The organism is Methylacidiphilum kamchatkense Kam1 (genome assembly GCF_007475525.1).
GTDB classification, from domain to species: Bacteria; Verrucomicrobiota; Verrucomicrobiia; order Methylacidiphilales; family Methylacidiphilaceae; genus Methylacidiphilum; species Methylacidiphilum kamchatkense.
On sequence record NZ_CP037899.1, the window covers coordinates 1,221,926 to 1,240,891 of the forward strand.

The window sequence follows — 18,966 nt, forward strand, 5'->3', positions numbered from 1 at the left end:
AAGTTCTAAAGAATAGCAAAGGGAGCTGCCTTGCTATTCAATTTTTTCTTTAAGAAAATCTACAAGCTCCTCAATCATGACTCTATCCTGTCTCATACTATCCCGGTAACGAACGGTCACCGTATTTTTTTCCCAGCCAGTACTCCTTCCCTTACTCCTTCTAATGTTTCAAAATCGATCGTCACACAAAAGGGTGTTCCAATTTCATCCATTCGTCGGTATCGGCGCCCAATCGCTCCAGATTCATCATAAAACGATTTAAAATGTTTTTGTAATAGCCTAAAGACCTCTTTAGCTTTAGAAACTATATCCATCTTGTTTTTCAGAAGAGGAAATACCCCAACTTTTATCGGGGCAATTCTTGGAGAAAACCCGAGTACAACGCGTTTCTCTTTTTCTCCTTTTTCTCCAAGGACCTCCTCTTCCCTATAGGCCTCACAAAGTAAGGCTAAAAGAGTTCTATCGACGCCAGCACTCGGTTCGACAACATGGGGAATATATTTACATTTTCTTTCTTCATCGTAATATTCTAAAGATTTTCCACTAAAAGTGGCATGCTGTTTGAGATCAAAATCCGTTCGATAGGCTATTCCTTCGAGTTCTTGCCTGCCAAAAGGAAAATCATATTCTAAATCGTAGGTTTTTTTAGAATAAAACGCTCTTTCCTCCTCTGGCACATCGCGAACATGAATATGCGATCTTGGAATCCCAATAGACTCATACCATAAGATCCGTTGTTCTTTCCATTCTTCAATATACTGAAAGCCGGTATCAGGAGGGATGAAATATTCAAGTTCCATCTGTTCGAATTCTCTAGACCGGAAAATGAAATTTCTTGGATTCACTTCGTTTCGGAACGCTTTTCCTATTTGGGCTATTCCAAAAGGAATTTTCATTCGGGAACTTTCCAGAACATTTTTGAATTGCACAAAAATCGACTGAGCTGTTTCTGGTCTTAGATAGGTCAGAGTGCTTTCTTCTTCCAGAGGGCCAACATAAGTTTTAAAAAGAAGATTAAACCGCCTTGGTTCAGTCAATTCCCCTCCGCAGTCTCCTGGATGTTTTGAAGGATGTAACGGACAAGCATTCTCTTTTAAATGATCTAATCGGAACCTGCCATGACAGACTTTACAGTCTACAAACCAATCGGCAAATTGCTCTTCATGACCGCTGGCTTTCCATACTTCCCTGTTCATTAGTATGGAGCCATCCAACCCCACCACATCCGTTCTTAGCTGTGTCATGGCTTTCCACCATGACATTTTGATGTTATTCTTCAGTTCGGCCCCCAGTGGACCATAGTCCCATACCCCATTAATTCCTCCATAGATTTCTGAAGAAGGAAAAACGAAACCTCTTCTTTTACACAGCGCAACAATCTTTTCTAAAAGCGTTAATTCTGTCATAACTTCCAAAAATGAATAGTATATCTTAATTGTACGTGCATAAAAAGACACCAAAATCTGAAGCCATCGACAAAAAAGAACAAACTTCCACAGAAGTTGTTCCGTATCGTCTGCCTTTTGCCCTATGGTGTAGTTTTTGTTCGTTCACAAAAAAGCTGCTCCTTCTCTTTATTTTAGCCTTAATAGGGATTATCCTAGGTCTTTTTCTTTACCTTCGCTATTTTGGTTTCCCATCACCAATCAAACGCTTTGTTCTTTCTGAACTGGAATCCCGTGGAATGATTATATCTCTAGATAAACTCTCCATTGATCCCAAGGGTAATCTGATAGCTAATCGAGTCGTCGTCTTCCGTGCAAAAGACAAACAATCGATATGGCTGCAAGTCGATAAAGTTTATCTATCCGTTGGATGGTATTCCTGGTGGAGGGGTCAGCCACTAATACAAAGTGCCATCGTTTCCAACGCAACGATTTCGATTCCTCTGACTCCACACAATGAACTAGAAATCCATCAGGTCAACGCTTCAGTCAAGCTCCTAGCTGATGCCATAGAAGTTAAAAAAGCCAACGGTAGGATTCTTAATATAAATTTTGATCTTAAGGGCAAGATTGAGCTCAATGGGTTTCCTCCATTTTATCCACAGACCGAAGAACAAATTCAGTGGATCGATACGCTATGGTCCAAAGTGATTGCCACTTTGGATCAAGTGGAAACCCAAAAACCACTTCTGCTTGAAGGAGCATTTAACCTTAGTACTAAAAATCCAGAAAATGCTGTCGCTACCTTTCAACTATCCTCTAAAAAACTTTGGTTTAAGAACGCTCCTATTGACAATATTTTTGCTGAGCTAAGACTCAACAGTGGAGTATTACAGGTTGAAGAACTCACCATTGAACTCCCTAGAGGAGAAATGTCGGCATGGGGAGAAATAGACTTTAAAGGATCTAATTTGTTTGTCGAATTTCTTAGTAGCGCCGATGTCACTTTATTAAAAACAGCACTGGACAAAAGTTGGCAAAAGGCAATCGAAAACTTAAAATTCAATGATTTACCCACTTTCAGTGGTCGACTGACTACAAAATGGGGAGAGCAGAAGATGACTAGTCTGGTCGTAGACATCCATTGCCATAATTTTTCCTATTGTGGCAATCAGTTGAGCGAGCTGTCCTTACCCATCGCTTATGATGGGAAGAAACTATTTATCCCAGAAATTAAGCTAAAAACTGCCGATGGGACGTTGATTGGAGAATTGCTTTGGGATAGGCTTCATTCCACCATCTGGACAAAAATTAACAGTAATAAAATAAATCCCAAGATTTTCAAAAATTTTTTTGGAACTGAATTTGATAGGATCTTGGACGTCACAGAATTCAATAAAGAATTTCCTGTCGTGAACCTAGAAATCCGAGGTCCTGCACACGATCCTAAGCAATGGGTCTATTTTGGTCATTATCTAATAAATAATTTTATTTATCAAGGAGTCTTCATTAAATCAGCAGAATCGGATTTTACTTTTTCCAACTACGAGCTGTTTTTACCAAACTTACAAGTCAGTCGTCCAGAAGGAACAGTCAACGGAACCATTCGACATAATTTTCAAAAAAAAGTGGTATGGATCACCAACCTTTGTTCTTCAGTCAACGTCATCGAATCAGCACCAGCTCTTGGAAAAGAATTTTATTCTTATGTCAAACCTTACCGGTTTCACTCTCCCCCTTTTTTAAAAGTCAATGGAATTGTTGATTTGGATAAAAATTCTACAGAACCAAAAACGGACTTGCATATCGAGGTAGTCTCTTCCTCTGTTATGGATCTGGATATTTTTAAAGTCACCTTTCCTCTAACCAAACCCAAAGGAGAAATCTTCTTAAAAGGCAGGGAATTAACCATCAAAGTTCATCACGGCTTTCTTTTCGATGGACCCATTCAAGGGGTTTATACTTCCACTTTGTGGCGGAAGACGATTCCATTTCACACTCATTTTACCATCACTCGTGGGAATTTTCATAAGGCGATGCTAACAATATTTAAAAACGAAAAAGATTCTGGAATCTTTAATTTTAAAACTCAATTTGGTGGAAATTTGGGAGATCTTTATTCTCTTAAAGGGGATGGGAAAATTGAAATTCATGATGGCTATATTATGTCTATCCCTTTTTTAGGAATCATTTCTACCTCTTTAAGTACAAAAGACACCGATTTTGCCATGGCTAGAGCCGATGAAGCTTCAGCTAGTTTTAATATCAAAGATGGTTGTATTTTCACTAAAGACCTGAAAATTTCTAGTTTTACTTTTTCAGTCCTAGGCTCTGGAAAATACGATTTTATCCGAGATAATCTCGACATGGATATGCGAGTTAATATGCGGGGTCCCATGGGCTATTTGCTCTATCCCATCAGTCAGCTCTTTGAATATCATGGGACCGGAAAGCTTGCTTCTCCAGTCTGGAAATCTAAGGTTTTTTAAAAATGGGAACTAAAGAGAGATTACCAAAGCAAGAAGTGTGTAAACATCCCCTTTTGCCTGAGGAGATAAAATCTAGACTTGTTGGAGCGCATGTTTCGATTGCTGGTGGATTTCGATTTGCGGTTTTGCGTGCAAAAGATTGCGGTTTTAGTGCTGCGCAAATTTTTTTGAAAAACTGTCGGAAATGGGAAGACCCAATAGTAGATTCAGAAGATGTAGCGCAATTTTTAAGTTTAAAAGAAAAATATAGAATCTTTTTTTTTGGCCACTGCAGCTATTTAATCAACCTTTGTGCTTCGACAGAGCAGACAGTGAGAAAATCCATCCACGCATTGATCCAAGAAATGGCTGTAGCCGCAAAGCTCACTCTGCCATTTGTCGTTTTGCATCCTGGCAGTTCTGCAGTAGAGAACCCAATAGAAGCCATTGAGGCTCTTTCAACTCGGTTAAATCAAGTGATGGAGATGACCGAAGCAAAAGAGGTAAAAATTGCCCTTGAAACAATGGCGGGTCAAGGCGGCCAGATTGGACGACATATTGAACAACTCCAAGCAATCTTTGAAAGATTAAAAAAGCCAGAACGTTTTTGTTTTTGTTTAGATACTGCCCATCTTTGGGAAGCAGGATACGACATAAAAAGCAAGGAAGGGTATGAAGCATTGATTGAAAAAATTGCAGCTGCTCTAGACCTCTCTAGAATTGCTGCGTTTCATCTTAATGATTCAAGCAGCCCTTTTGGCTCAAATGTGGATCGGCACGCCCATATTGGAGAAGGGACCATTGGCCTGGAACCATTCCGAAGGATAATCGAAGATAGTCGATTTGCGGGCTTGCCTATGGTTTTGGAAACTCCTAAAGAAAATGGCGTAGAGGCGGATTGTCAGAATCTTAGAAAAATTTTAGTTTATTAAAAAAATTTCTAGTCAAAAAGTGTAATCTAAATATAGTAAATGCCATGAGTAATCTACGTATTGTTGCCTATTTAAAACCATCTTGTGGTTGGAGTAACGGGGTAAGAGCTATTTTGAAGAAATACAATCTCCCTTACGAAGATAAAGACATCATTAATTATCCTGAAAACATGGAGGAAATGATTATGAAAAGTGGGCAGCCTTTTTCTCCATGCGTGGAAGTCAATGGCGAAATGCTTGCTGATATCAGTGGTCAGGAACTGGAAGAGTGGCTCATTGCCAAAAATTATGTCCAAAGGATAGACCAGCCAGTTGATGTACCTATTAATCAAGCCTGCTCAGGGGAGCATCATCAGAGTCAGCCTATAAGAGTAAATTTTGAACTATAAAATCGTTTGGGTAGCTAGGATCTCTACTCTTTAAGAAATAATAGACGGGGCCGTAAAGAAAGCCATCCGTTACATCATTGAAAAAGGTTGAGAACTACCGCGTAAGTGATTATGACTCCGTTTTTGTCATTATTTTCTGAGCTGTTAGTTCTCAGGTAGGCTGGGCAGAGCAATGGGCAAGGTCGGAGTGTAACCTTGCCCATTGCTAATCTAAGTGTTTATCCACCTGCCGTGAGAATCATAGCCTCTAGTCTGTTCATCCACAAATAAATGGCCAAGGGCGTTTATTCGATAGGATTGTCATGATTAGATAAGAATTTATCCTGAAAAATCATCTTTCTTTGATGATTTGCCCTTTAACGCACAGATCTAAGAATCGTCCAGGTTTCACTTTATTGGGCAAGAAGAAGGTTTTTTTGATTGGTGCTCCCGCACAGCTCTCATAAATGCAGCAGCACAGCAGATTTCTGCATCCTATTTTCAGAAGGCTCTACGTTTTTAATCAATCATAGCAAATTATACCAACTAATACTTTTTAAATAGTAATTATTTCAATGAATACGTTTTAATTGTAATATGATTTTTATTAGCTTTACCGGAAACTTTTCAGGCAATAACAGCCTCTATTGATTTATTTAGGTAATAAAACAGGATTGTTCTCTTTCATCTGGCCATAAGCAATCCTAAGGGATTTCTTTTTATCTTTGTCTTTTAGCGAATTCCTTAAAAATCCCACTTCCATTGTCTCACCCTTAAGCTCCTATATAACCACAAATAGCTGCATTCAAAAAAAATATTAAGAATGTAATTAATATATACATATTTTTCATATTATCGTAATATTTTAAAATATAAAAAATAACAACGTCATTTGGCTAGATAAAATTTTGCACAATATTGTCGTCATTATGTCATAGTGTAAATTATTAACATATATAATACCTTTCAATTGTATTTATATATGATTATGAAATCATATATATGAATGAAAAGTTTTCATTATAATTTAGTAAAGAAGCTATTTATAATTTATATAATAAACAGCATAAACTTTGGGTCATTACATGGTCAGCCATCTCAGGAATCCTCTAACCCAAGTACCAGAGTGGTTATGCCGGAAGTGGAGGTCTCTGAATCTGAGCCTTCTTTAACTGTTCTCTCTGCACAAAAAATGCAAGAATTATTAAATGAACTGCCAGCAAGTTCCAATCTTATTGAAGCCAAACGAGTCCGTCAGGGCAGAGCAGCTACGTTGCAAGATCTTTTTTTGTTTCAACCAGGCATATGGACCCAACCTGGATTTACCGGGCCTAACGCCTATCGAATATCAATTAGGGGATCTGGCCTATCGACTGGAGCAGGGACTGAAAGAGGAATATGGTTTTTACAAGATGGGCTCCCCTTAAACCCTCCAGATGGCGTGCTGTTTAATCAAGGGCAGTTTGATCCATTGGCTTATCAGTATTCTGTGATTTCTCGTGGAGCCGAGGCGTTTAATTATGGATTTGCAACACTTTTTGGAGCCGTAAACTTCGTCACATACACTGGCTATACTGCACCTCCCTATTCCGCTTATTTTACAGCCGGTAGTTTTGGTTGGCTACAAGGTTCCATTGAAACAGCTGGTGTGGAATCCAAGACAGATTATTTTGCTGTTCTCTCCGATGCTTCCGCAGAAGGCTATCGCTTTCACAACAGCTTTAATAATGCTTGGCTGAACACCAACATTGGCTATAAGATCACGCCAACTGTCGAAAATCGCATCTACTTTACTTATTCCAACCAGCAATGGCAAGTTCCTGGGCCTCTTGCTCTTGAGGAAGTCTTAACGGATCCTACCACAGCTAATCCAGCCTATGTGGAGGGAGACTATCGGCAATTTTGGGACACCACCCGAGTAGCCGATAAAGCAACCTATACGATTGATCCACAACAAACCGTAAACATGGGAATTTCTTGGACTAATCTCCATCAGATAACTTTTTATGGTCTTTTTTTCCAGAGCTCCAATAATTTCTTCTCTCTGCCCTGCAACTATACGAATACCATGGATCTCTACGGACATCGGAACTTGATTGTTGCTGGGATCATGCCAATGGGTGAGTTCTATCAAGAGAATTGGAATAGGCTTTTGGGAACTATTCAGGGAACTCCGATGGCCACATATAATATGACCGTCGTGAATATCCCCGTATATGCCTATGATCAATTTTGGGTTAACGAAAAATTTTCTATTAATCTTGCTTTACAAGCTGTTTACGATCGGTTGACTAATGAAGCTTATAAAGATCTCCTTCATCGAAGTGCCGATACCACACTGACATTTAGTCAATTCAATCCTAAATTGGGACTTCTTTATCAAGTGGACCATTATAATCAAGTCTATACCAGTGTAGCAAGGAGCTTTGAACCCCCTTCTCTTTATGAAACGGCAATCTCCCCTACCGCTTTACCACCCAACCTTGCTTTATACCCTAATCGAGCTCAAAATGCCATTACAGCAGAGATTGGAACCAGAGGCCAATGGGATAGATTTAATTGGAGTTTTGCTTTTTTTCAATCTTGGGTAACAAACGAACTGCTTGAAGTCTCTTTAAATCCTCCTCTTAATACTTTAATTTATACAATTAATGCTCCTCCAACCACTCATCGTGGCATTGAAATCAGTCTCAATACCACCCTGGCTAGGGGGTTAATGGTTAGCAATGCCGACCCCCAAAACCTGGATCAGCTTGTGCTCTATCAGATTTTTGATTGGTATCGATTTTATTTAAATGGGAATTTTTTTTCACCAATCACGCATCAAGAGATACCTCTAAGGGGTGATCAACTTTTTGGGGTGCCTGAATATTCCTATATGGCTCAACTGTTATATATGCATCCTTCTGGATTTTACATCGGACCCAATGTTATGGCATGGTCCACTTATCCAGTAGACCTGGTGAACACGACATTTGCTCCAGGGACGGCTTTGCTCGGTTTTCGGATTGGATATCAAAACCCAAAAAAACATCTTTCCATTTATTTAGACGGAAGGAACTTAACCAACGAACATTATGTAGCGATGGTAAGTGATGTTTTTGACGCCTCTAATGGAGGAAAGATTCCGGTGTCAAAACAAACATATTTTTGGCCTGGAGATGGTTGGGCTATTTATGGGGGAATTTCATGGAACTTTTGATTTTCACTAAGAGATTTGATTTTTTCTAATTATTTAGCAATTGAAAAACCCTTCTTCTTTTCTTAAGGATGATTTCCTGTTCGAGGAATTTGATAACGCCCTTCCCCATGGCTTAAAAGAATTGGATAATTTAAGACCAAGAAAGTTGCTAGCCTCTCTGTGGCAATGAATTTGAAGAACTATGCTGACCACAGGCTCAGACCGTATAAGGAAAAAAGAAATAGGCAGGTGGTCTACCCCTTTTCCCATTGTCCCTCTCCAGCCTTCTTCGCTCCTTTTTCCATAGCATGGATCTGTAGTCCTGGCAGTATGAGATGAGCTAAATGCCTAGCTATTTAAAAGTTGATCAATCCGCTTAAAAACAGCATCGAACATGCTCTTGGTGAGTCTACCTGTAAAGGTGTTTTGTTGGCTGGGATGAAAGGAAGCGACAAGAATTTTACCATCCGGGAGGGATAGTTCGAGTCCATGCCTAAAGGCGGGCTTTTTGATTGGAAAAGGTTCACCTTTTTCTTTGGCCATAATTTTAAGTGTTTCAAAGATTCCATCAAAAGCAATGCGGCCCAAAGCCAAAATGATATGAACGTTTTTTAGAATGTTTAATTCTTCTATCAAATATGGCCTGCAATTAATAATTTCTTCTAAAAGCGGTTTATTTTTAGGAGGCGCACAGCGAACTGTAGCCGTAATGTAGACCTTATTAAGGAGTAAAGAATCGTTTTTTCCAATCGATAATGGACTGTTGGAATATCCAAAACGGTAGAGGGCATCGAAGAGAAAATCCCCACTCCGATCGCCCGTAAAGATTCTACCAGTACGGTTTCCTCCGTGAGCTGCTGGGGCAAGCCCAACAATAAGTAGCTTAGCCGAACTATCTCCAAATCCTGGAACGGGTCTGGACCAATACGTTTCTTTGGCAAATCTTTTCGGTTTATGCTTTAGTATTTCTTCCCTCCAGGCTACAAGTCTCGGACAGAGACGGCAAGCAATCACTCTTTCCTCTAGATCGGAAAGTGCTCGATCTTTTGGATCCATCAAATGCCCCTAGTCAGTGATTTTTCCTATATCTTCGAACCACAGCTCAGGATTCGATTCGATAAAAGAAGTCAATAATCTTTTGCATTCTTCATCATCGAGATGAATAATTTCTACCCCATGCTGTACAAGGACTTCTTCAGGTCCTTTAAAGTTATGATTTTCCCCTACGACAACTTTTTTTATTCCATAGAGGAGAATGGCTCCCGTGCACATCCAACACGGAGAAAGGGTCGTATAGAGAATGGCGTTATGATAAACTTTTGGTGGATAGCGTCCTGCATTTTCTAAGCAATCCATTTCACCATGCCTTATAACGCTGCCCAATTGTACCCTACGGTTTCTTCCTCTTCCAAGCACTCTATCTTTGTAGACAAGGCAGGCACCGATTGGTATTCCCCCTTCTTCAAATCCAATTTTTGCCTCCTCCAGAGCAATTTTCCAGAAAGGATCAGAATAATGCTGATGACTATTCATGAATTTTTTTTTTATGATATTCGCTTTGAAGAAAGACGATTGCAAGCATAGTTTGATGATAAACTAATGGATCGAAAAATTTACTAAGATGATCTTTGTTAAGCTTTTTCTTTATTCCTACTCTTTTTCTTTGCCTTATTGCTTTATTTTTATTGACAACTTAACGAAGGTCTTTATGCTTAGTAGTCAAAAACTCTTATCGAGAGCGGTGGAGGGACTGGCCCTGTGAAGCCGCGGCAACCGGAAAAGAACTCTTTTCGTCTAGGTGCCAAGCCCAGCCCTTTGAAGTTAAGGGGAGGATGAGAGGAAGTTTCTTTCTCTTTATTTTTTGCCTTTTCTTCCTTCAAAGCAATCCTCGATAAGCATCACAAAGGAATAAATCGTGAAAGAATTTTTTGACTGTTTGAAGTGTAAGGAATGCGGCAGGAGTTATCCTAAAGAAGCGCTTCATGTGTGTGAATTCGATTTTGGGCCTCTGGAAGCAACCTACCATTATCATAAAATTAAAAAATATGTTTCCAGGCAAATGATCGAATCTGGACCCTATTCGATGTGGAGATATGAACCCTTTCTTCCTTTGGAAGAGGAACCCACTGTTGGACTGCATACGGGAATGACCCCCCTACTCGATGCTAAAAGATTAGCTAAGATACTTGGAGTAAAAGCACTCTACATTAAGAATGACACGGTCAATTTTCCTACTCTTTCTTTCAAAGACAGGGTTGTTTCTGTTGCCCTTTCTCGAGCTAAAGAGCTGCATTATGAAGTCGTTTCCTGTGCTTCAACAGGCAATCTTGCCAACAGTCTGGCTGCTCACGCTGCTGCCAATGGATTTAAAAGTTACGTTCTTATTCCTGCTGATCTTGAGCCTGCAAAAGTCATAGGGAGTTTGGTCTATAATACGAGGGTTATCGGTATTAAAGGCTCCTATGATAAAGTTAATAGGCTTTGTTCGGAAATTGCTGGCAAATATCGCTGGGCCTTTGTCAATGTCAATTTTAGACCTTATTATGCTGAAGGTTCGAAAACGATGGGCTTTGAAATCTTAGAACAAATGGGATGGAAAATTCCGGATCATACGGTCATCTGCATGGCTAGTGGCTCTTTATTGACCAAAATAGATAAAGCTTATCAAGAAGCCATTCTCTGTGGGTTGGTGGAAGAAAAACCCTATGCTATTCATGGGGCCCAAGCCTCTGGTTGTAATCCCATTACGGCAGCCTTTAAAAAAGGAACGGATTTGATCAGGCCTATAGCCAATCCAAACACGATTGCTAAGTCTTTGGCTATTGGAACGCCTGCCGATGGTTATTATGCGATTCAGACAATTCGGCGGACCGGTGGATATGCTGAAGATGTCACTGATCAAGAAATTATTGAAGGCATAAAAATTTTGGCTGAAACCGAAGGTGTATTCGCTGAAACCGCTGGTGGCGTTACGGTAGGATGTGCAAAAAAATTGATCCAAAAAGGATACATACCCCAAGAAAGCCAAGTAGTTTTGTGTATTACAGGCAACGGATTAAAAACTGCAGAAGTCCTCAAAGATCATTTAAACCCCATTGATGTGATTGACCCGTATATTCAAGATTTTGATAAAATAGTTGACTTTGAAAAATAAAAAAGCAAAGGAGTAATGAATACTTATGAATACAACGCTAAACGACATCGCTGTAAGGATCCCCACTCCACTTCGTGGACTAACACAGAATAAAGAAATTGTCTATGTTTCTGGAAAGACGATCAAAGAACTGCTGCATAATCTAGAATCCCAATGCCCAGGGATTTTGAACCGCATATGCAACGAAAAAGGAGAGATTAGGCGTTTTGTTAATGTTTATCTTAATGGGGAAGACATCCGGTTTTTAAACGGTTTGGATACTCCACTCCAACAGAAGGATGAAGTAAGCATAGTCCCCGCTATTGCTGGGGGATAAAGATGATCAAACAACGCTATTGGCTCAGTTTGGATGGGCATCTCTGTAAGAGGCCCTTGATATGGGAGTTGAGTAGGAATTTTGATCTCATTTTCAACATCCGAAATGCAAGTATCACTGGAGAAATTGGCATTATAGGCATTGAACTAGAAGGCAATCCAGAAGTTATTAAAGAGGCAGTTTCTTGGCTAGAATCCCAAGGGGTGCATGTAGAGCCTGTGGAAATTAGCACCATCGAAGGATAAGCCAAATGGGGAGTGGATCGCTGTGGACTGTTTGAATAAAGTAAGCGCTTTACTCCACCCCAGCTTTAGGTTTGGCTGAACTACTATTCGAAGCACTGCTATTGCCACCAGTTGTTTTATTTGTAGTTGAAGCTTCTTTTTCTGCTTTGGCAGCTTTCATATAACTAGGACTGCGATAATCAGTGATATAGAAACCAGAACCTTTGAATAAAAGACCCATCCCACCAGAGATAATTCGTTTAACTTCTCCTTTTGCCCAGGGTTTCATAGCACAGCATTCTTCTGGACAACAGAGTAAAGGAGGTTCGGTAATCGATTGGAAAATTTCAAATTCCTTACCACATTTCCTACATTCGTATAAATAGGTTGGCATCTCCATTCCTTTCGTTGAGGAAAAAAATTGCTGTTAGTTAAGTTTCAAACAGAAGGGGCATCAATCCATCGGGTTATTTTGTCAATCCTGATCTCTTTTGTGTTGCCATCCTCCATTGCTACCTGAACCACATCCCCTGGTTTATGACCTAGTAAAGACTGACCAAATGCCGCAAGGTAAGAAATAATCCCCTTAGTTGGATTGCTATCCCATGCCCCTAGAATGGCTATGGAACTAGGAGTATTAGTTTTCAAATCCGTAAAATGAACAACCGTTCCAATATTTACTACGGATGTATCCACATCTGAAAAGTCTGTAGCCCTAGCCTTGCTAATCATCGATTCAAGTTCGGCTTTCCTTCGCATTAACACTGCTTGCATTTCTTTGGCTGCTTTGTATTCATGATTCTCTCTGAGATCCCCATAAGACCTAGCATGCGCTATTTCCTTGCTATTTTCTGGAATCTTTTTCCTCACTAGCTCATCCAGTTCTCTTTTCTTTTCTTCCAAACTACTCCAAGACACAATTAAGGTGTTTTCTCCTTCGATTCCACGATTCCCACTGATCAATTCCTGAACTTCCGGCCTTACCTTGACAATAGCTCCTAGCAACGATCTTTTATCGAGTTCTCTAAAAACCGGGCTAAGGAGTACCGTACGGGTGATATCCTTGACGTCATCGAGAGAAGAGGCAGACAGTAGACCCTGAATCAATCCTGTCCCAGTAGTTAAAAGATCGTATAATTTTTCAGCTTTCTTTCCAACCGAACCGAGTTCTCTTTCTAGAACATAAAGGATGCAATAAAAAAGATCAGAATTTAAAAGGGGCTGAAGCAGATTGTTTTTGTTTCTACAAAGCCAGTACAATAATTCAACGGATAGGGCTCTTTCTCTGATCAATCTATTAAATTTTTCAAGCAATAGGTCTGTTAAGCCCGATTGCTCAAAAATCTTAACGATATTATCTGCTAATTTTCCATCCGCATTGGTCAAAAGATCGAAAAACAGCTCAATAGGCTTATTCTTCCTCTCCCAAAGTAACCACAAAACTCTTTCTTGGTTTATTGACGATAATCGTAAAAGGGAAGACAAAAGAAGATCATACTTTTCGGGAATATAAACAAAGAGATCTTCTTCCTTTTCAGAAGGCAGAGAAATTTTAGCTTTTTGGATAATTTCTTCTTTCAATAAAACAAAATCCAATGTAGGAAAGGAATCCTCCTTAGCCTGTTGCAATAGACTCTCTATGCTTGCAATCGCTTTCAAAGCTTGATCCTGATCGTTCCAACTCTCTATCTCTTTGAGTATTTTGTATAATGCATCAATCTTTTTTCGTGGAGGTAGTGCTGACTGAAGAGTTCCAATAAATAGGGAATAGTTATCGGGAGCTTTATCTAAAATAACAATCGGTTCAGACTTTCTAGTAGGAATACGGATCGAGGCAGATTTTTTAATTATTTTTTTTGAATTTTCCCACCATTTCTTCCATTGGTCAGCAGAGACGACCTCAGGACATAGGACAGCTTGCAAGCGCTCTGGGGTAGCCTTTTGCCGAAAAGAAAGAACAAAAATCTTAATTAACTCTACTGGATTCTCAAGAGAAAGTTTCTGCAAATAGGATAGCTTTTCTTCTTTCAAAACCAACAAATGGTTAGAAGAGAGGACGGTGAGAGAAGAATAAGCAAAATCAAGAGCCATTTGATGCGAAGGCTTGCCTTTAAAATCAATGATCACACAATCATTACTCTCATCTATCTTCTTGACTTTGCCCAATCCCCAACTCCGATGAATGCAAAAGACCCCTTCTTTAAAATTATTTGAATTAATACTTTGTTCCCACTCGTCATCCTCTTTACTAGAAATAATATCAATTAGTTCGGTTGTCATATGATAATTAAATTTAATACATATGAACAATTTAACAATAATAAAGAAGATTAATTAAAATCAATGAAAGAAATTTTATTTTTCTTTTTTTATTCCAAAGGAGAAGAGGGTTCAGAAAATAGGAAGCTACAGCAATAGCTCCCATAAGATCTATCCTCAATACGTCGCACAGGCACGCCTAAAACTTTTTCAAACATTCTCCTTTCGAATTTTTTTATCACTGGATACTTATCTAACAGCGCTACAAGAGGATGATGATATTCTATGATTTTTAGCTCTTCCCCTTCCTCAATAACAAGCTTACCCATATAACCCCTTTCTTCTCTAAAACTCAGTAATTCTTTAGCTTTATCCACTAAGCTCAACGCACTGACAGCCTGACTCAGATGTTCCCCCTCCGTTCTATATATCCAATGGATCAGTCGATCAACCGCTAAGGACCCATAAATGGATTCTATAGCTCTTAGCAGCTGCTCAGTAAAAGAAGAACAATCTTTAGGGAAAAAAATGTCCGCTTTCTCCGTTAAGCAATAAACAATTTCTGGTCTTCCTACAGATTTCTGCCTTTTACGAGTTTCTAAAAATCCTTCCTTTTCTAGGGCTGCACAATGTTGTTTGACTCCCATGTACGAAAGATTGATTTTTTAGTCAGTTCCCCTATGGAAAGTCCAGGGTTTATCTTCAATTCAAAAAGAATATTATAACGAGAATCTTTTATCAAATTGGATAAAAGGCTATTCATACTGTTTAAAGCTACATTGGAATTGCATTGCAAAAATATTTGCTTAATAAAGCGATCTTTTTTTATTGAAAAAATTTAAAAAAAAAGAAATGCTTTTATTCTTCTCTCTCTTTCAATGAATTTTTCTATGAAAAAGTGCAAATAACTTTTTAACAAATTCAATGTATTCTTAATGAATTTCAATGAGTAAATTATTATGACTATTCCATATCATATCCTTATCGCTGACCCTATTTCCAAAAAAGGGATTCTTGAATTAGAAGCTTCTGGGCAAATTAGAATAGACGAAAAATATGGCTTAAAAGAACCCGATCTTCTCTCCATCATTTCTGAATACGACGGAGTGATTGTCCGCAGTCAGACAAAGATAACTCGAAAAGTTCTCGAGGCAGGAAAAAAGCTAAAGGTCATTGGGAGAGCGGGTGTAGGTATTGATAATGTCGATGTCGAGGCAGCAACAGAAAATGGGATAGTAGTGATGAACACCCCCGGAGGCAATACGATTGCTACAGCCGAACATACCTTCTCCCTGCTTCTTGCTCTTGCCAGAAATGTGCCCCAAGCCCATGCCTCCATGCAACGTGGGGAATGGAAACGAAAAAATTTTGAAGGCATCGAGCTTTTTGGAAAGGTCCTAGGCATTATTGGACTTGGGAGAGTTGGAATGGAAGTAGCTAAACGAGCCCTTGCCTTTGGGATGAAAGTTAAATGCTTCGATCCCTACCTCTCACCCACGAAGGTGAAAAATTTGCAAGTGGAACTTGTCAACAATTTGGAAGAGCTCTTTTTTGATTTGGATTTTCTTTCCCTTCATGTCCCTCTTACCTCTGAAACCGAAGGGATCATCAACAAGGAAAACTTAAAAAAATGCAAACAGGGAATCAGGCTCATCAATTGCGCCCGAGGTGGGCTAATTCGGATTGAAGACTTGCTGGAGCTGCTTAAATCAGGATGGGTAGCAGGCGCCGCACTCGATGTCTATGACCCTGAACCTCCGCCAGCTGACTTTCCTCTCCGCGGACTGCCGAATGTCATTCTCACCCCGCATCTGGCTGCATCCACAGTCGAAGCACAGGAAAATGTTGGGACCGAAATCGCAAGCATGATCATAGACTTCCTTTGCCATGGCATAATCCGGAATGCTGTTAATGTGCCGAGTGTTGATCCGAAAGTGCTTTCTATTCTTAGTCCTTACATGGCACTGGGCGAAAAGCTGGGATTTTTTATGAGCCAATGGATTCCCAACCGAATTGACGAGCTGATTATCTATTTCTCTGGAAAAATCAATGAATATGATACAAGCCCGCTGACTCGTGCTGTTTTAAAGGGATATTTGCGAAAAGTCGCTGGCAAAGAAGTCAACGAGGTCAACGTCATGTTCTTGATCAATACCCTCGGCATCACTGTCAAAGAAGTCAAAATGAGTAGTGCCGGAGAGTTCACTGAGATTATTGGCGTTGAAGCCAAAACTGATGGACTTGTCTTTCAAGCTGCCTCAACTTTCTACGGGAAGTCACACAGACTCGTGCAACTCAATTTCAATCCCATTGAAGCCTCTATGGAGGGGATTCTTCTATTGCTAGAAAACAAAGACAGGCCAGGAATCGTTGGCAAAGTTGGGACTATCCTTGGAGAACACGCCGTCAATATTGCAGCGATGTCGCTTGCCCGAGCAAAGGCCCAAGAAAAGGCAATTAGCATACTTAACTTAGACAACGTACCTAGTCCTGAAGTCTTAGCTCAAATACGCAATACGGAGGATATTTATAATGTGCGGTTAATTTCTCTATGATTTCCTTTGTTCTTTAAAAGGAATAATGCTAGAGTTTTCTTGTGAAACGTATCGCAGGCTCATTATGCTTCCTTTTCTTTGTAAGCATCCCCTTTTTGCTTCCTGCAGCCAATACGCAGAAAGGTGATCCTGAAATTTCTCAGGCTAAAAAAATTGAAAAGAAACCAAAACCAATTCCTATCAAGCCCGCGCCAGAAAAGGCAAAAAAAGCCCCTACCCTTCTTCCTCCCCGGGCTACGGGCATTATTCCTGAAGGAATAAGACAAGGGCCTCAAATTATTAATCCATTGGCTCCCAAAGAAATGGGATATGGACAAAAGTTCATGGCTAAGGATCCAAGACAGCCTCATCCTACGTGGACGATTAATAGCACAGAGGTCATGACTCCCGGAGGAGGACTCGAACTGTTTACATGGGAATGGTAAAAAAAATTCGCATTAAGCGCGTTTACGAGGAGCCTTCTGCACAAGATGGCTACAGGGTCCTTGTTGATAGGTTATGGCCCAGGGGAATGCAAAAAGAACAATTAAAAATCGATTTTTGGGCAAAAGAATGGGCTCCTTCGGATGAATTGCGAAAATGGTTTGCCCACGATCCTCAAAAATGGGAGGCATTTTCGAAAAAGTATGTAGAAGAACTTACTAGTAAAGAAAATGCCATCAAAGAGCACCTAAGCAATTGCCCTTCCCCAACTGTTACTCTCCTCTACAGTGCTAAAGACAGGTTGCATAATCAGGCAGTCGTTTTAAAATCTTTTATTGAATCAAAACTCAAAGATAATGCCTAAGCAGGATTAAGAAGCGAATCGAGCAGGGAAACATTAAGCCTAGATATGTCAGCCGTTACAAAGACTGCTCCTTTGAAATCTGCACACGCCGTATAATCATTAGGAACGGCAACACATTTTATCCCTGCTTTCAATGCGCAACGTAACCCGTTCATCGAATCTTCTATGGCAATCACCTGTTCTGCTCCTAAGCCCAGCTCTTCTAGACATTTCCTATAAAGGGGGGAGTCTGAAGCTGTTTTTGTTCCAGCTCGTCTTCCTAGAATAGGATGAATATGAGGCCTTAATTCAGACAGATGACGAACAAGAAAGGCTTCGATTTGTTCTTCAATAGAAGTAGAAACAATAGCAATAGCTATTCTCTCCTGCACGGCTTGCCCGATTAATTCCTTTATTCCTTCTCTTAGGCGTGCCTTATCGACATGTTTTTCAATATAAAGTTTTTTTTTCGTTTCAGCCCAAAGATTCGATACTTTTTTTAATTCTTCCTCCGCTACCGAAGGATACAATTGTTTATAAGCATACTCCATCCTTGCTTGATTACCAGGCAATTCCAGCAGAGCTATAAATTCTTCCCAAGACCATTGGATAGGTATACCGAGTGTTCTAAATGCTTCATTGCATGCAGGCAGATGGGCTTCCTTTTCGCTGAAGGCAATCGTTCCATCAAAATCAAAAATGATTGCTTTTAGCCTGCGCATGCACTTACTAATCTTTTAGCAAATGGAAAGGCACTTTTCAATGGCCTTTGAAGATACAATAGATAGGTTTTGGGGCAACGTTGTTTCGATAATTTCTTTTTTGAAATGATTTAGCTCTAACCCTTGAAGCGCGCATCGTAAAAGGGAGCATACATACTTATGGAGAATGACCAGAACATTCTTCTCCTCGTCATTTTCTTTATAAATAGTAAGGATGGTGCTAAGAATCCTCCTTTGTGCTGTAAACACATCTTCTTTACTGCCAGGAACCAGAGGCACTTTCCTTGGATCTTCCATCCATTGCAGGTATAAAGAAGGGATTTGAGCAGAAAGTTCTAGAGCTGTTTTCCCTTCCCACTCCCCCATATCCATTTCCAATAGCCCATCTCTTGTTTCGTAGGGTACCTGCAGAGCGGCGGCATAGATTGCAGCTGTCTGCTTTCCTCTTGTCAAAGGACTCGCATAAATTTTACCAATCTTCAATGCTTCCAGGAAGCCGACATTCGTTTTTGCTTCTTCAATCCCAATTTCACATAAAGGAATATCCGTACGACCCTGAATTCTGTGCTCTAGATTCCAAGCAGTCTTACAATGCCGCGCCAAATAGAGATTTCCCATCTTATTAAAGAATATAGG

The 18,966-nt window shown here is 39.9% G+C and carries 17 protein-coding genes, 1 pseudogene and 1 riboswitch; of the genes and pseudogenes, 10 read left to right on the forward strand and 8 right to left on the reverse strand.

Annotated features, from left to right (window positions below; genetic code table 11):
• Positions 1-33: 33 nt before the first annotated feature.
• Positions 34-1,406: pseudogene (locus kam1_RS05755) on the reverse strand (glycine--tRNA ligase).
• A 35-nt stretch (positions 1,407-1,441) separates the two neighbouring features.
• Here kam1_RS05755 and kam1_RS05760 point away from each other — a divergent pair.
• The 4 genes from kam1_RS05760 to kam1_RS05775 all read left to right on the forward strand — a co-directional run bounded on the left by kam1_RS05760 (position 1,442) and on the right by kam1_RS05775 (position 8,355).
• Complete coding sequence (locus kam1_RS05760) at positions 1,442-3,874, forward strand: AsmA-like C-terminal region-containing protein (protein WP_235277671.1); 2,433 nt, start codon at positions 1,442-1,444, stop codon at positions 3,872-3,874.
• Between the two features lie 2 nt (positions 3,875-3,876).
• On the forward strand, positions 3,877-4,785 hold the full coding sequence (locus kam1_RS05765; RefSeq protein ID WP_052250551.1) for a deoxyribonuclease IV: 909 nt from the start codon (positions 3,877-3,879) through the stop codon (positions 4,783-4,785).
• A 44-nt stretch (positions 4,786-4,829) separates the two neighbouring features.
• Positions 4,830-5,174 carry a glutaredoxin family protein gene (locus kam1_RS05770; protein ID WP_039722099.1) on the forward strand — a complete coding sequence of 115 codons (345 nt, stop codon included), beginning with the start codon at positions 4,830-4,832 and terminating at the stop codon, positions 5,172-5,174.
• 1,111 nt (positions 5,175-6,285) lie between these two features.
• Positions 6,286-8,355, forward strand: a complete 2,070-nt coding sequence (locus kam1_RS05775; protein WP_172616758.1) for a TonB-dependent receptor family protein — start codon at positions 6,286-6,288, stop codon at positions 8,353-8,355.
• A gap of 327 nt (positions 8,356-8,682) precedes the next feature.
• On the opposite strand, the gene kam1_RS05780 is transcribed toward kam1_RS05775, so the two are convergent.
• Together kam1_RS05780 and kam1_RS05785 are read right to left on the reverse strand one after the other, a co-directional pair.
• Positions 8,683-9,390 carry a uracil-DNA glycosylase gene (locus tag kam1_RS05780; RefSeq protein WP_039722101.1) on the reverse strand — a complete coding sequence of 236 codons (708 nt, stop codon included), beginning with the start codon at positions 9,388-9,390 and terminating at the stop codon, positions 8,683-8,685.
• A gap of 9 nt (positions 9,391-9,399) precedes the next feature.
• Complete coding sequence (locus kam1_RS05785) at positions 9,400-9,867, reverse strand: nucleoside deaminase (protein ID WP_039722102.1); 468 nt, start codon at positions 9,865-9,867, stop codon at positions 9,400-9,402.
• Positions 9,868-10,060: 193 nt separating this feature from the next.
• A riboswitch (SAM riboswitch) is annotated at positions 10,061-10,173 on the forward strand.
• Positions 10,174-10,249: 76 nt separating this feature from the next.
• Between kam1_RS05785 and thrC the strand changes: the two genes are divergently transcribed.
• Genes thrC through kam1_RS05800 form a run of 3 tightly spaced genes read left to right on the forward strand, consistent with a single transcriptional unit; the run spans position 10,250 to position 12,049 of the window.
• Positions 10,250-11,488: a threonine synthase gene (gene thrC / locus kam1_RS05790; protein WP_039722103.1), complete on the forward strand. Its 1,239-nt coding sequence runs from the start codon at positions 10,250-10,252 to the stop codon at positions 11,486-11,488.
• Between the two features lie 25 nt (positions 11,489-11,513).
• Positions 11,514-11,804 carry a ubiquitin-like small modifier protein 1 gene (locus tag kam1_RS05795; protein ID WP_039722104.1) on the forward strand — a complete coding sequence of 97 codons (291 nt, stop codon included), beginning with the start codon at positions 11,514-11,516 and terminating at the stop codon, positions 11,802-11,804.
• A gap of 2 nt (positions 11,805-11,806) precedes the next feature.
• A complete protein-coding gene (locus kam1_RS05800; RefSeq protein ID WP_009060241.1) occupies positions 11,807-12,049 on the forward strand; it encodes an NIL domain-containing protein in 243 nt (80 codons plus the stop codon).
• Between the two features lie 49 nt (positions 12,050-12,098).
• On the opposite strand, the gene kam1_RS05805 is transcribed toward kam1_RS05800, so the two are convergent.
• The 3 genes from kam1_RS05805 to kam1_RS05815 all read right to left on the reverse strand — a co-directional run bounded on the left by kam1_RS05805 (position 12,099) and on the right by kam1_RS05815 (position 14,934).
• A complete protein-coding gene (locus kam1_RS05805) occupies positions 12,099-12,422 on the reverse strand; it encodes an FmdB family zinc ribbon protein (RefSeq protein ID WP_039722123.1) in 324 nt (107 codons plus the stop codon).
• Positions 12,423-12,466: 44 nt separating this feature from the next.
• Positions 12,467-14,308, reverse strand: coding sequence for a GreA/GreB family elongation factor (locus kam1_RS05810; RefSeq protein WP_039722105.1), 1,842 nt, complete (start codon positions 14,306-14,308; stop codon positions 12,467-12,469).
• 89 nt (positions 14,309-14,397) lie between these two features.
• Positions 14,398-14,934, reverse strand: coding sequence for a helix-turn-helix transcriptional regulator (locus kam1_RS05815; protein WP_244945981.1), 537 nt, complete (start codon positions 14,932-14,934; stop codon positions 14,398-14,400).
• Positions 14,935-15,246: 312 nt separating this feature from the next.
• Here kam1_RS05815 and serA point away from each other — a divergent pair, with 312 nt between their 5' ends.
• Genes serA through kam1_RS05830 form a run of 3 tightly spaced genes read left to right on the forward strand, consistent with a single transcriptional unit; the run spans position 15,247 to position 17,629 of the window.
• Positions 15,247-16,842, forward strand: coding sequence for a phosphoglycerate dehydrogenase (serA, locus tag kam1_RS05820; RefSeq protein ID WP_039722282.1), 1,596 nt, complete (start codon positions 15,247-15,249; stop codon positions 16,840-16,842).
• A gap of 41 nt (positions 16,843-16,883) precedes the next feature.
• Entirely contained in the window at positions 16,884-17,267 is a 384-nt protein-coding gene (locus kam1_RS05825; RefSeq protein ID WP_039722281.1) for a hypothetical protein, read from the forward strand.
• Positions 17,255-17,629: a DUF488 domain-containing protein gene (locus kam1_RS05830; RefSeq protein ID WP_052250580.1), complete on the forward strand. Its 375-nt coding sequence runs from the start codon at positions 17,255-17,257 to the stop codon at positions 17,627-17,629. The genes kam1_RS05825 and kam1_RS05830 overlap by 13 nt, the downstream gene beginning before the upstream one ends.
• On the opposite strand, the gene kam1_RS05835 is transcribed toward kam1_RS05830, so the two are convergent.
• Positions 17,626-18,330 carry an HAD family hydrolase gene (locus kam1_RS05835; protein WP_143958309.1) on the reverse strand — a complete coding sequence of 235 codons (705 nt, stop codon included), beginning with the start codon at positions 18,328-18,330 and terminating at the stop codon, positions 17,626-17,628. The two genes, kam1_RS05830 and kam1_RS05835, sit on opposite strands and share 4 nt — an antisense overlap.
• A 15-nt stretch (positions 18,331-18,345) precedes the next feature.
• The gene (locus kam1_RS05840) at positions 18,346-18,948 is read right to left on the reverse strand and encodes a histidine phosphatase family protein (protein ID WP_039722277.1); all 603 of its coding nucleotides are present in this window, start codon (positions 18,946-18,948) and stop codon (positions 18,346-18,348) included.
• Between the last annotated feature and the right edge of the window lie 18 nt (positions 18,949-18,966).